Consider the following 13,462-nt stretch of genomic DNA (forward strand, 5'->3'; position numbering starts at 1 on the left):
GCGCGCGGGCGCGGCTATCCGGGGTGATCACCCCCGGCGAGGCGGGGAGCGGTGCAGGCAGCGTCGACGGACGGGCGCATCGATCGTGCGCGCATCGTTCGTCCTCGTGCCATGTCCTGATCCCCCCGGGTGGGCTCGGCGGCGTCGTCGAGCTGAGGATGAGCGGTTGGTGAGACCGCGTTTCCTGAGCAATCTACAAGGGGGGTCCCCCGTCGTGGCGATACCCCCGTTCGGGGCACGCCGTGAACGGATCAGTTCGAGTGTTGACAGTTAGAGGTCGAACGATTAGCGTTCTGAACATGACGCAGCAGGCACCCCGGTTCGACACGCCCCTCCAGCAGATGCGCTGGATCGGGTGGGCGCAGCGCAAGGCGGCCGAGGAATGGGTCCGCGAACGCGACCTCACCCAGGAGCAGAGCTTCGTGCTCGGGTACCTGCAGCACACGCCCGGCGCGATCCAGCGCGACATCGCCGACATCACCCGGACGAGTGCGGCCAGCGTCTCGAGTCTCCTGCAGGGACTCGAGCGCCGCGGGCTCGTCGAACGCCGGGCGGACGCCGAGAACGCCCGGACGAAACGGGTCTTCGCCACCGACGAGGGAATCGCCCTCATCGCCGGCTTCGAGGACGCCATGATCGCCCTCGACGACGTCCTGCTCGCGCCGCTCGACGCCCACGAGCGCGCCACCCTGCAGGAGCTCCTGCACAAGGTGACCGCGGAACTGCCGGAACCCACCCGGTGACCTGACCCGCGCCTCCAGGCCCGTCCAGGAGGCGCGACCCACCCCCACGCGTCGGCACCCGCCGATCGCGTCATCAGTCATGCCCTGCGGCGCCGACCGACGGTCGGCGCGCGCTCCGCCCTGCCCAGAAGGAGGCAGCCATGAGCACCACAGCACCCGACACCGCCGCGGCGAAGAACCGCTGGTACCTGTCCGCCGCACCGATCGGCCGCGCGCTCGTCCACCTGTGCGTCCCGATGGCCGCCGCGATGGTCGTCAGCGCCGTCTACAACGTCATCAACGCCGGCTTCATCGGCTCGCAGCACGACACCTCGCTGCTCGCCGCGATCACGTTCGGCACCCCGCTCCTCGGCATCATCATGGCCGTCGGCGGCGTGTTCGGCGTCGGTGGCAGTGCCCTCATGTCGCGCATGCTCGGGGCCTCGGAGCACGATCCCGCCAAGGCCGAGGACATCAAGCGCGTCGCCTCCTTCGCCCTCTGGGGAGCCGTCGTCACCGGTGTGGTCCTCGCCGTGCTCGGCCTGGTGTTCCTGCACCCGCTCGTCGCCGTGCTCGGTGCCGACGCCGCCGCGGTGCCCGCCACGAGCGCGTACGTCTCGGTCATGCTCGCGTTCGTGCCGGTGCTCGCCGCGTCGTTCGCCCTGGAGCAGATCGTCCGGTCCGAGGGGGCGGCACGGCAGGCCATGGTCGGGCTCGTCCTGTCGACCGTCGGGAACCTCGTGTTCGACGTGCTCTTCATCCTCGTCCTGCACTGGGGCGTCGCCGGTGCCGCACTCGCCGTCGGCCTCGGCAACGTCGTGGCGATCGGCTACTGGATCGTCTGGCTCCAGCGGAACAGCGCGAACGTGAGCTTCGCACCGAAGTGGTTCACGCTGCGGGCGGACATCCTCGGGCCGGTGTTCGGTATCGGCTCGAGCGAACTGCTGCAGTCCGGGTTCCTCATCGTGACGACCCTCGTGCTGAACAACCTCGCGGCCGCCTACGGGGACGACCCGCTCGCGGCGATGGGCGTCGCCGTCCGCATCGCCCAGGTCCCGGAGTTCCTCGTGATGGGCGTGACCATCGGCGTGCTGCCGCTGCTCGCCTACGCCTTCGGCAAGGGCGACGCCGTTCGGCTCCGAGCCGCACTCCGCGGTGCCGCGTTCACCGTCGGGACGATCGTCCTGCTGTTCTCCGGCACGGTGTTCGTCTTCCGGCAGCAGGTCTTCACGGTCTTCTCCGGCGACCACTCGGTGCTCGCGATCGGCCTGACCATCCTCACGGCGCAGCTCGTCGCCACGATCGTGAACGGGTTCACCGGGCTGCTGACCTCGCTGTTCCAGGCCACCGGGATGGCGCTGCCGGCCATGGTGCTGTCGATGGCGCAGGGCGTGCTGTTCATCCCGATCGTGATCGTCGGGAACCTGTGGTTCGGGCTCGCCGGGATCATCTGGGCACTGACCGTGACCGAGGTGCTCGTGTTCGTCGCGGCGCTGGTGCTCTGGCTCGCGTCGCGCGGGCGGATCGCCCGCGGCCTCGCCGAGGGCTCGCCGGAGCGGGCGGACGCCACGCTCGAGGAGGCGGCGGCGGTCTGACGGGACGCCACGACGGACGGGAGGCGCGGTGCCGGCTGGCACCGCGCCTCCCGTCCGTCAGGTGGCCGCGACAGCTCGTCGCTGGCCGGCCGGCTCGTCGGCGGTCAGTTCAGAGCTGCTCGCCGAGGAAGTCCGCGTAGGACGGCTCGTCCCACGTCGGCCCGACCGCGCGGAGCGTCTCGTCCGCGCCGCCGAGGCGCGCGGCGAGCAGGCCAGCGATGTCCTCGGGCGAGCGCATGCCGTGGCGGTGCCAGTCCTCCTGGCGGCGGGCGGTCACGCGAGCACCAGCTCGACGACGGACACGGCCAGCGGGCCGAGGGGGGTGCGGGGTGACCCGACGAACAGTTCGGCGGGGTGCGAGAACACATGGACAGTGGCGGTCACGTCGACCAGCCCTTCGTCGGAGTGATGCGCACTCCGGATCCGATCGGACCGTCCCGTTGCGCCAGACCCCGCAGACCGCGAGGAGCATCAAAGGCGACGGAACCCTGAGTCGGTCCGATGTCCCCCAGCGTACTGTCGCGCGACCGTCGGCACGAGAACCGTCCGGAACGCGCACCGGGCGCCCGCCGCCACGTCCTCATCGGATCTCGGACGACGCCGAGCCGTGACCGACGCCGCCCCGGCCGGATCGCCGTCGCCCCGGTACGGTGGGCGGGCACACCCGTACCCCGAGGAGCCCCATGCCCCTGTTCGGCACCCCGCAGCCCCCGCACCCCGACGCACCGCCGAGCCAGGTGGCGAAGCAGTGGTCCGACTCGTTCGGCGCTCTGGCCACCCGCTGCCTGCAGATCATCGTCGTGCTCGTCGTCGTGATCGGCATCGTCTACGCCGCCGCCACGCTCAGCGTCGTCACGATCCCGGTGCTGCTCGCCCTCATCATCGCGTCGGCGATGCACCCCGTCGTGTCCTGGCTGCGGCGGCACCGGGTGCCGTCCGTGCTCGCGACCCTCGCCGTCCTGATCGGCGTGCTGGTCGTGCTCGGCCTCGTCGGCTGGCTCATCGTCGTGGCCGTCATCTCGCAGTGGCCCGACCTGCAGAAGTCGGCCCTGAGCGGGTTCGACCAGCTCCAGGACTTCGCGTCGACGTTGCCGATCTCGATCGACCAGTCGCAGATCGACGATGCCGTGAAGGGCATCCAGGACTTCGTCACCAGCTCGCAGTTCGGCTCCGGCGCGCTCGCGGGGGCATCGGCCACGGCGAACTTCCTCACCGGTCTCGTGCTGATGATCGTGGTGCTGTTCTTCTTCCTCAAGGACGGTCCGGCCATCTGGGAGTTCCTCCTCCGTCCCTTCACCGGTGCCCGCTACGACCGTGCTCGCCGCGTGGGTGACCGGGTCGTGCAGACGCTCGGCGGCTACGTCCGCGGGACCGCCACCGTCGCCGCGGTGGACGCGGTCGGCATCGGCGTCGGCATCACGATCGTCGGGGTGCCGCTCGCGCTGCCCCTCGCCGTCGTCGTGTTCATCACGGCGTTCATCCCGATCGTCGGTGCGACGGCGGCCGGCATCCTCGCCGCCCTCGTCGCCCTCGTCGCGCTCGGCCCCGTCCAGGCGCTGATCGTCGTCGGCATCGTCGTCCTCGTGAACCAGCTCGAGGGCAACCTGCTCCAGCCCGTCCTGATGGGCAAGACGCTCAAGCTGCACGGCCTCGTCATCCTGATCGGCCTGACCGCCGGCACGGTGCTCGCGGGCATCACCGGCGCGATCATCTCGGTGCCGCTGCTCGCCGCCGCGTGGGGCGTCGTGCAGGTGTGGGACGGACCCGACAAGCCGGCGCGCCCGTGGCGGCAGAAGCGCGTGGAGTCCGCCGAGGCGCGCTGACGCGGGCGGAGTCCGCCGAGGCGCGCTGACGCGGGCGGCGGGGGCGCGGTCGGGACGTCCGTGCCGTCTGTGCCGCAGCCCCGGAACGACAACGTCGATGTCGTACGACGTCGACCATGTCGTTCCCCCGCGGCCGCAACGGTTGCACACGCCCGGCAGCGACGTCGTCGATGTCGTACGACGTCGACAATGTCGTTCGACCCCGCCCCGTCCGCCGACCGAGGCGCAGCACAGCACGACGAAGGGGGCCTCCGCACGTGGCGGAGGCCCCCTTCGTCGTGCTGCAGACCGGGGTCAGTCGGTGCCGGAGTCGAACGCCGCACCCTCGGACGCGAGGTCCGTCGCACGACCGAGCGCGTCATCGGCATCCGAGGTGACGACCGCGCCGCCGAGGATCTCCTCCGACTCGCCCGACTCGAGCTCGCCGACGAGGTCGCCCGTCGCCCCGCCGATGAGCCCGGCGGCGGCGTACTGCTCGAGGCGTGCCCGCGAGTCGGCGATGTCGAGGTTGCGCATGGTCAGCTGGCCGATGCGGTCGTCCGGGCCGAACGCGGCGTCGCCGACACGCTCCATCGAGAGCTTGTCCGGGTGGTACGACAGCGCCGGGCCCGTGGTGTCGAGGATCGTGTAGTCGTCGCCGCGACGCAGGCGCAGCGTGACCTCGCCGGTGACGGCCGAGGCGACCCAGCGCTGCAGCGACTCACGCAGCATGAGGGACTGCGGGTCGAGCCAGCGCCCCTCGTACATGAGGCGACCGAGACGGCGACCCTCGGTGTGGTACGACGCGACGGTGTCCTCGTTGTGGATCGCGTTGAGCAGGCGCTCGTAGGCGATGTGTAGCAGTGCCATGCCCGGCGCCTCGTAGATGCCGCGGCTCTTCGCCTCGATGATGCGGTTCTCGATCTGGTCGGACGCGCCGAGGCCGTGGCGGCCACCGATCGCGTTCGCCTCGTAGACGAGCGCCACGGCGTCAGCGTACTCGACACCGTTGATCGCGACGGGGCGACCGGCCTCGAAACGGACGCTCACGACCTCGGTGGCGACCTCGACGTCGTCACGCCAGGCGGCGACGCCCATGATCGGCTCGACGATGTCCAGGCCGCTCGAGAGCTCCTCGAGGCTCTTCGCCTCGTGCGTGGCGCCCCAGATGTTCGCGTCGGTCGAGTAGGCCTTCTCGGTGGAGTCGCGGTACGGGAAGCCCCGGGCGACGAGCCACTCGCTCATCTCCTTGCGGCCGCCGAGCTCCTCGACGAACTCGGAGTCGAGCCACGGCTTGTAGACGCGCAGCCGCGGGTTCGCCATCAGGCCGTAGCGGTAGAACCGCTCGATGTCGTTGCCCTTGTACGTGGAGCCGTCGCCCCAGATGTCGACGCCGTCCTCCTTCATGGCGCGGACGAGCATCGTGCCCGTCACGGCGCGACCGAGGGGCGTCGTGTTGAAGTAGGTCTTGCCGCCGGAGCGGATGTGGAAGGCACCGGTCTGCAGGGCGACGAGGCCCTCTTCCACGAGGGCGCTCTTCGCGTCGACGAGTCGGGCGATCTCGGCGCCGTACTCGTGGGCACGACCGGGGACGGCGTCGATGTCCGGCTCGTCGTACTGGCCGATGTCGGCCGTGTACGTGCAGGGCACCGCTCCCTTCTCGCGCATCCAGGCGACCGCGCAGGAGGTGTCGAGACCTCCGGAGAACGCGATGCCGACTCGTTCGCCGACGGGGAGACTGCTCAGGACCTTGGACACGACGTCAATCGTACGGGGAGTCCAGCCGGTACAACGACTGGTGCCCCTGGAGGGACTCGAACCCCCAACCGTTTCCTTAGGACGGAACTGCTCTTCCATTGAGCTACAGAGGCTGGCCCTCCCACTCTAGCGGCGGAACGGCCCCAGGAAGGCCCGGAGCTCGTCGACGAACAGCCCCGGCTGCTCGAACGCCGCGAAGTGCCCGCCCCGGTCGAGTTCGTGGTGGTACACGAGGTTCGTCGTCCGCTCGAGCCACTCCTTCGGCGCCCGCACGAGGTCCCCCGGGAAGATCGAGAACCCGGACGGCACCTCGACCCGACGCTCGAGCTGCGCCGCCGGCACCGCCGCGTTCGCGTGGTACATCCGCATCGCCGACCCGATCGTCGCCGTCGCCCAGTACTCGGTGAGCAACGCCAGGACCTCGTCCCGCGTGTACACCGACCAGAGGTCCCCGCCGCAGTCGCTCCACGAGCGGAGCTTCTCGACGATCCACGCCGCGAGCCCGGCCGGAGAGTCGTTCAGGCCGACCGCCGCGGTCTGCGGCTTGGTCCGGTGCATCATCGCGTAGGCGCCTTCGTCGGTACGCCACCGCTCGGTCTCGGCGACGAAGGCACGCTCCGCCTCGGACAGCGTCGACGGGTCGAGCCCGGGCCAGGCGAGCCCGCCGTCGATCCGGTGCACGGCGACGACCCGCTCGGGGTGGTCGAGCGCGAGGTACCGCACGACGTGCGTGCCGATGTCCCCACCGGACACCGCGAACCGCTCGTACCCGAGGTCGGTCATCAGCGTCGCCCACATCCCGGCGACGGCCCGTGCGTCGATCGGCTGCGGCGGGGCGTCGGAGAACCCGTAGCCGGGCATGTCCGGCACGATCACGTCGAACCCGGCGTCGACGAGCATCGGCAGCACCTTGCGGTACCGCCACCCGGAGTCCGGCCAGCCGTGCGCGAGCAGCACGGGCAGCGCACCCGGCGTCGCCGCGCGGGCGTGCAGCACGTGGATGCCGACGCCGTCCACCTCGACCCGGCGGGACGGCAGTGCGGCGAGTGCCGCCCGGTGCGCGTCGAAGTCGAACCCGTCTGCCCAGTACTCGACGAGCGGGCGCAGCTCGTCGACGTCGATGCCGAGCGACCACCCGGTCCCGGCGGGCGCATCCGGCCAGCGGGTCGCGCGCAGGCGCGCACGCAGGTCGTCGATCGTCGCGTCGTCGATCTCGGGGGTCTCCGTCATGGCGGCACGCTACGCCCACCCACCGACAGCCGGTCGCCACAGCCGACACGGTCCTGGTCCGGCACCGGGACGGACTGGAGGCGCGGATCGGGCCCGACCCGCGCCTCCAGGCTGTCACGGCGTCAGCCGCGTTCTCCGGGTGCTGATCAGCCGACGCGCGGTGCGTCGACGGCCCAGTACCAGTTGTTGTCGCCGTTCGTGAGGGCCCAGGCGACGCGCATGCTCGTCTTCCCCGCCGGGACGGCCACGCGTACGGTCTGGATCGCCGCGGTCGAGTCGCCGGCCAGGGTCGATGCCGTGGTCCAGGTCGCGCCGTCGTCGAAGCTGACCAGGACCGACGCCGTCTCGTTTCCCTCCTTGCGGTAGTGGGACCCGAAGGTGATCGTCGCGGTGGACCCGGCGGTGACCGTGTAGGGCGCCGAGACGAGTCGGCTGTTGAAGAGGCCGGTGTGGGTCTTGTCCGACCACTCGTCGGAGTCGGCCACGGCGAAGACCCCGCGGGCGCGCACGTTGGTCTCGCGTCCCTGGCCCGGATCCGTCCTGGTCCAGAAGTCGTCGTCCGTCAGGGACCAGCCGCGCCACTCGGTGACGCCCCCGGTCCCCATGCCGGTGTCGTCGATGCTCCAGCCGGACGGGACGGCGTGCGTCCAGCCCTTCGTGGCGGCCGGGATCGCGGTCTCGTCGACGGCGGAGCCGAGGGATCCCACCATGCTGTCGAACGGGTCGGTCGAGGCGGTCGCGAGCGGACGGCCGTCGAGTGCCGCGGGGATCGGGATGCCGAACGTGCTGAGGACGTCCGCTGCGATGTCGACGTTCTTCGGCTTGATCGTCGGCGTCGTCTTCGTGATCCCGGGCCCGGTCTTGATGATGAAGGACGATCGCTCGGGCGGTGTGTTGCCACCGTGCCCACCCGCATCGGTGTGGCCGTGGTCCGCGGTGACGATGATCGACCACTGCTCCGACGTCGGGCGCTTCGCGACGGCCTGCCGGATCTTCCCGACGTACCCGTCGATCTCCGCCACGGCGGCGAGGTACTCGCTCGATGCCGCGCCGTCCGCGTGGCCGGCCTCGTCGACGTCGTCGAAGTGGACGAACGAGGCGTTCGGCGCGGCGGTCTTCCCGAGCTGCCCGAGGACGTCGGCAGCGGTGTCGCTGTCGCCCGTCGAGACGTACCGGGTGTCGACGGCGCTCGTGATCAGCGGGGACCCGGCCGACCCGTCGATGATCGGTGCCCAGGTCGCCGCCGCGTAGGTCGAGAGCGTGGGGTTCGCCGCCTCGACGCGGCTGAGGAAGTCGGGGTACTGGGTGATGTTGCTCGACGTCCCCCACGAGTTGCTCAGGACCCGGTGCTTGTCCGGCCAGACGCCGGTCAGGTTCGTCGCCCATCCCGGGCCGGAGAGCGTCTGCGACATCGGTGCGGCGTACAGCCAGGTGGTGCTCGAGTACCCGGAGGCGATGAGCGCTTCGAGGTTCGTGGCGTTCGCCGGAGCGATCTTGTCGAAGCGGAGTCCGTCGATGCCGACCACGATGACGTGCTGGTCCGCGGCAGCGGCAGCGGCGGGCATCGCGCCGACACCGAGACCGGCCGCGGCGAGCGCGAGCGTCGACGCCACCGCGACGACCTGCTTCCCGCGCATCACCGGGTCACCAGCTCGGCGCCGAGGAGGAGCTCGGGGAGTGCGCTGACCGAGGCCAGGACGTGGTCGTGCGGTTCCGCCTCGAGCGCCTCGCGCGGTGTCTGGCCGGTGAGGACCCCGACGCTGACCACACCGGCGTTCTCCGCGGCGCGCAGGTCCACGACGGTGTCCCCGGCGGCGAGGACCCGTCGGACGTCGGTGACGCCGGTCCACTCCATCGCACGGTGGATCATGTACGGCGCCGGTCGCCCCGCGGGCACGTCGTCGGTCGTGACGACTGCGTCGAGGTGCGTGTCGACCTGCCAGCCCACGCTGTCCAGCAGCAGGTCGACGATGTCCCGGGAGAAGCCGGTCGTCAGGGCGACCTTGACCCCTGCCGCCCGGAGTGTCCGGACGGCGTCGGCGACACCCGGCAGGATGACCGCGGGCTGTTCGGCGTACCGGGACCGGAGGATCGCGCGGAACCGGTCGAACGACTCGGCGACCTGGTGTGCCGTCGGCGTCACCCCGCCGAGACGCAGCAGCGCGTCGATGGCGGTGACCTTGTCGGTCCCCATCCAGGTCTGCAGGTCGTCCGGCGCGACGGTGGCGCCGCGTTCCTCGACGGCGGCACGGAGCGCGTCGTAGACGGTCCCGCCGTCGTCGAGGGTCGTGCCCGCGATGTCGAGGGCGACGAGGTCGATCATGGTGGTCCTTCCGGAGTGCAGGTCGGTGGTGGTCATCAGAGCGTGCCGGTGGCGGTGTTCCAGTCACCGACGTAGGAGTCGAGGTGCTCCGCGATGTCGTCCCAGTCCGGGTGGACGATCTCCACGCCGTGCATGAGTGCGTCGAGCTTCTCCGCTTCGTCGCCGGTGGGGTGGACGTCGGAGCGTGCCGGGAAGCCGCCGGCGACCGTCGTGGCCTGCTCCTGCGCGTCCTCGGTGTAGAGGAAGTCGAGGAGCTTCTTCGCGTTGGCGGTGTGCGGGGCGTCCTTGACGAGCCCGACCGAGTACGGCACCGACATGGTCGTCGGGGTGCCGTCCGCGCCCTCGAGGAAGAAGATGCCGAGGTTCGGCATCGACTTCTGCTGGGCGATGTTCATCTGCACGTCGCCGTTCGCGATCGTCAGCTCGCCCTTGTCGACCTTCGCGGCGAGGGCGCCCGTGGAGTCCGACGGCCCGACGTTGTTGTCCTGCAGCTTCGTGAAGTACTCGGTCGACTGCTCCGCGCCGAGGACCTCCCGGGCGAGCATCAGCATCGCGGTACCGTCACCGGCGACGCCGGGCGTGGAGTACTGCAGCTTGCCCTGGTACTCGTCGCCGAGCAGGTCGTCCCAGGTCTTCGGCGCATCGGGGACGTCCTCCGTGTTGCGGATGAAGCCGATGTAGTTGTTCACCAGGGCCTCGTAGGTGCCGTCGGCCGCCTTGTCCGCCGCGGGGACGGCGTCGATGCCCTCGGGGGCGTACTTCGCGAGCAGCCCGTCCTCGGATGCCGTCTGGATGAACGGCGGCAGGGTGACGAGGAGGTCGGCCTGGGTGTTCGACGACTCCTGCTTGACGCGCTGGAGGACCTCTCCGGAGCCGGCCTCGACGACCTGGACGTCGATGCCGGTCTCCTTCTCGAAGGCGGCGAACACGGTCTGGTAGTAGGAGTCGTCGCCGTCGTTGAGGCCGTCAGCGGTGTAGACGGTGACGGTCTTGGCGGCGGGGTCGGCCTTCGCGGCGGAGCTGCCGGCGGAGCACCCCGACAGGGCGGCGACGGTGGCGCCGGTGAGCGCCAGGGCGGTGACGGTGCGGAACAGGGTCCAGCGGGGCGTGGTCATGGTGTCCGATCGGGTCGATGAGCGGGGTGGGGTCAGGCGCGGACGCGGCCGGCGAGGACGCGTTGCAGGACGAGCAGGACGAGCAGCGTGATGCCCATGAGGACCACCGCGAGGGCGGCTCCCTCGTAGAGGCGGATGCCGCGTGAGGTGAACGAGAAGATCTGCAGGGGCAGGGTCCGCCAGGTCGGCGGGGCGACCATCATCGACGCGGTCAGCTCCCCCATCGACATCGCGACGCAGAGCGCGGCGGCTCCGGCGAGCGCCGGTCGGAGTTCGGGCAGGGTCACGGTGCGCAGGGTGCGCAGCGGTGACGCCCCCAGCGCGGCGGCGGCCTCCTCGACGGCGGGGGTGAGTCGCGCGACCCCGGCGGTGACCGGCTGGTAGGCGAGCGAGACCACGAGCACGGTGTGCGCGATGAGGACGATCCAGACGGTGCCGTTGAGCGGGAGTGGGCCCGAGGAGAACGCGATGAGGACCGCGAGGCCGACCGCGACGGAGGGGATCGCCACCGGGAGCAGGAACAGGGTGTCGAGCACGCGGCCGAGGCGCGGGGCGTTCCGTGCGGCGAGCGCCGCGGTGGTCGCGACGACGAGTGCGACTGCCGTCGACACCACCGCCGAGACGATCGACGCGGTGATGGTCGCGACCGTGGCCGACTCCGTGGACACCGTCGCGAAGTTGCCCGTCGTGGCACCGGACGGCAGGGCTCCCGACCACGAGGTCGAGAAGGCTCCGACGAGCAGGACGCCGAAGGGCAGGACGAAGAGCGCGACGATCACCAGCGCGGTGACCAGGTGGACGACGAAGCGTCCGGAACGGGACCTAACGAGCACGGTGTCCTCCCAGCGCTCTGGCGGTGATCTGTCGGTACAGCAGGTACAGGCCGAGCGAGAGCACGATGTTGACCAGTGCGGCGATGGCGGCGACCTGGTAGTTGCCCCGACTGATCGCCTGGCTGTAGACGAGGGTCGGCAGTGTCGTCACGTCCTTGGCTCCGGCGAAGAGGACGATCCCGAACTCGTTCATGGTGCGCATCAGCACGAGTGCGCCGCCGGCGAGCAGTGCCGGCGCGATCTCCGGCAGGATCAGCGTCCGGACGATGCGCGCAGGTCCGGCGCCGAGCGACTCGGCGACCTCGACCTGGCTGCGGTCCATCACCTCGAGCGCGGAGAGGACCGGGCGGACGACGAACGGGGTGAAGTAGGTGACCTCGGCGAGGATCACACCCCACTGCGTGTCGAGCAGGTGGATCGGTGGCGCAGTCCCTCCGGACGCCGTGCTCAACGCACCGTTGACGATGCCGACGTTCCCCCAGATGAAGACCAGCGCGAGGGTGATCAGGAACGACGGGAACGAGAGGTAGACGTTCAGCGCCGCGGTCACGACGCGGGCTCCCCGGAACGGCACGTACGCGATCACGATCGCCAGGAACGTCCCGACGACGATGCAGCCCACCGTCGCGATGGCGGCGACCCGGACGGTGGTGGCGATCGTGTCGAGGAACACCGGGTTGCCGAACAGGACGCGCCACTCGGCGATGGAGAACCGGCCGCTCCCGTCCTCGACGGCGTTGCTGATCAGGAGCACCACCGGGTACACGACGAGGATCGCCATGACCGCGACCGGCAGCGCACCGACGAGCCACGCGGTGGGCACCCGGCGCGGGCCGCCACCGGTCGGTCCGGTCGTCGGCCCGACCTTCCCGTGGGGCTCGGTGGTGAGCGTCACGAGATCATCCCGGCGGGCTGGGCGGCGACGTCCACGCGGAGCGCCGGACGTGCCGTGCTGCCTCCCGCGATGGACGGGGCACCGGCTGCCGCGCCCCGGAGGATCGTGACGTCGATCGGCTCGAAGCCGACGCCGATCGTCTGCCCGATCGTCGGGAGGTCCCGGAGCTCGAGCGTCTCGACCGAGAACGGCTCACCGTGGACGGTGCCGGAGATGAGGTGCGTGGCACCACGCCACTGGATGTCGTCCACCTCGAGCGGCAGCACGTTCGTGGCGCCCTCCGTCGCCGTCAGGACACGCACACGGTGTGGACGGACCGACACGGACACGGCCGATCCCCGCTCGGCACCGGCCGGGACGGTCAGCACCTGCCCGGGCGCGGCCGTCATGGCCGCTTCCCCCGGGCGCAGTGCGGTGCACGGCAGGACGTTCGAGGCGCCGAGGAACCGCGCGGTGAACTCGGCCTCCGGACGCCGGTACAGCTCCGCTGCCGTCCCGAACTCGACGAGACGCGAGTCCGCCATCACGGCGATCCGGTCCGCGAGCGTGAGCGCCTCGTTCTGCCCGTGCGTCACGTAGAGCATCGTGACGTCGGGGAGCTCCCGGTGCAGCCGCGCGAGCTCGGCCATCATCCCCTGTCGCAGCTGCTGGTCGAGGGCGGAGAGGGGTTCGTCGAAGAGCAGGACCTCCGGCCGCGGTGCGAGGGCACGGGCGATCGCGACCCGCTGCTGCTGCCCGCCGGAGAGGGTGCGCGGCAGCCGATCGGCGAACGCGGCCATCCCGACCATCTCGAGCGCCTCCGCGACCCGCGGCCGGACGTCCCGACGCGGGATGCCCTTCGCCCGGAGCCCATACCCGACGTTGTCGGCGATGCTCATGTGCGGGAACAGCGCGTAGCTCTGCACGACCATCCCGAGTCCGCGCCGACGCGGTGGGAGCCCGGTGACGTCCTTCCCGCCGAGGTGGATGCTGCCGCGGGTCGGTGCGACGAACCCGGCGACGGCACGGAGCGCCGTCGTCTTCCCCGCACCGGACGGGCCGAGCAGGGCGACGACCTCGCCGCGGCCCGCGGTCAGGGTGAAGTCGTCGAGGATGACCGCGCCGCCGTTGCCGGCGACCGTGACGTTCCGGAACTCGATCCCGGGGGTGGTGCTGGTGTCCATGGGAACTCCTGGGAGGTGGATGTCGC

The 13,462-nt window shown here is 71.0% G+C and carries 12 protein-coding genes and 1 tRNA gene; 3 read left to right on the forward strand and 10 right to left on the reverse strand.

Annotated elements, in window-relative coordinates; all coding sequences use genetic code 11:
* Positions 1-299 precede the first annotated feature (299 nt).
* Both WFH25_RS06810 and WFH25_RS06815 read left to right on the forward strand, forming a co-directional pair.
* Positions 300-743, forward strand: a complete 444-nt coding sequence (locus tag WFH25_RS06810; RefSeq protein ID WP_070417833.1) for a MarR family winged helix-turn-helix transcriptional regulator — start codon at positions 300-302, stop codon at positions 741-743.
* Positions 744-883: 140 nt separating this feature from the next.
* Complete coding sequence (locus tag WFH25_RS06815; RefSeq protein WP_336697217.1) at positions 884-2,317, forward strand: MATE family efflux transporter; 1,434 nt, start codon at positions 884-886, stop codon at positions 2,315-2,317.
* 109 nt (positions 2,318-2,426) lie between these two features.
* Here WFH25_RS06815 and WFH25_RS06820 read toward each other — a convergent pair whose 3' ends face one another.
* Positions 2,427-2,594, reverse strand: a complete 168-nt coding sequence (locus WFH25_RS06820; RefSeq protein ID WP_156794831.1) for a hypothetical protein — start codon at positions 2,592-2,594, stop codon at positions 2,427-2,429.
* A 406-nt stretch (positions 2,595-3,000) separates the two neighbouring features.
* Between WFH25_RS06820 and WFH25_RS06825 the strand changes: the two genes are divergently transcribed.
* Positions 3,001-4,140, forward strand: coding sequence for an AI-2E family transporter (locus WFH25_RS06825; protein WP_336697218.1), 1,140 nt, complete (start codon positions 3,001-3,003; stop codon positions 4,138-4,140).
* Positions 4,141-4,434: 294 nt separating this feature from the next.
* Here WFH25_RS06825 and argG read toward each other — a convergent pair whose 3' ends face one another.
* From argG to WFH25_RS06870, 9 genes are all read right to left on the reverse strand, one after another.
* Positions 4,435-5,877, reverse strand: a complete 1,443-nt coding sequence (gene argG / locus WFH25_RS06830) for an argininosuccinate synthase (protein ID WP_070417830.1) — start codon at positions 5,875-5,877, stop codon at positions 4,435-4,437.
* A 38-nt stretch (positions 5,878-5,915) separates the two neighbouring features.
* Positions 5,916-5,990, reverse strand: a tRNA-Arg gene (locus WFH25_RS06835).
* Between the two features lie 13 nt (positions 5,991-6,003).
* Positions 6,004-7,107, reverse strand: coding sequence for an epoxide hydrolase family protein (locus WFH25_RS06840; RefSeq protein ID WP_336697219.1), 1,104 nt, complete (start codon positions 7,105-7,107; stop codon positions 6,004-6,006).
* A 146-nt stretch (positions 7,108-7,253) separates the two neighbouring features.
* Positions 7,254-8,744, reverse strand: a complete 1,491-nt coding sequence (locus WFH25_RS06845) for an alkaline phosphatase family protein (protein WP_336697220.1) — start codon at positions 8,742-8,744, stop codon at positions 7,254-7,256.
* Entirely contained in the window at positions 8,744-9,466 is a 723-nt protein-coding gene (locus WFH25_RS06850; RefSeq protein ID WP_336697221.1) for a phosphonatase-like hydrolase, read from the reverse strand. The genes WFH25_RS06845 and WFH25_RS06850 overlap by 1 nt, the downstream gene beginning before the upstream one ends.
* Positions 9,466-10,545 carry a 2-aminoethylphosphonate ABC transporter substrate-binding protein gene (locus tag WFH25_RS06855; RefSeq protein WP_229085691.1) on the reverse strand — a complete coding sequence of 360 codons (1,080 nt, stop codon included), beginning with the start codon at positions 10,543-10,545 and terminating at the stop codon, positions 9,466-9,468. Before WFH25_RS06855 ends, WFH25_RS06850 begins: the two co-directional genes overlap by 1 nt.
* A 32-nt stretch (positions 10,546-10,577) precedes the next feature.
* A complete protein-coding gene (locus WFH25_RS06860) occupies positions 10,578-11,378 on the reverse strand; it encodes an ABC transporter permease (RefSeq protein ID WP_336697222.1) in 801 nt (266 codons plus the stop codon).
* Entirely contained in the window at positions 11,368-12,273 is a 906-nt protein-coding gene (locus tag WFH25_RS06865; protein ID WP_336697223.1) for a 2-aminoethylphosphonate ABC transporter permease subunit, read from the reverse strand. The genes WFH25_RS06860 and WFH25_RS06865 overlap by 11 nt, the downstream gene beginning before the upstream one ends.
* Positions 12,270-13,436, reverse strand: coding sequence for an ABC transporter ATP-binding protein (locus WFH25_RS06870; RefSeq protein WP_336697224.1), 1,167 nt, complete (start codon positions 13,434-13,436; stop codon positions 12,270-12,272). The genes WFH25_RS06865 and WFH25_RS06870 overlap by 4 nt, the downstream gene beginning before the upstream one ends.
* Between the last annotated feature and the right edge of the window lie 26 nt (positions 13,437-13,462).

The sequence above is a fragment of the Curtobacterium sp. USHLN213 genome, from assembly GCF_037144815.1.
Lineage (GTDB): Bacteria > Actinomycetota > Actinomycetes > Actinomycetales > Microbacteriaceae > Curtobacterium.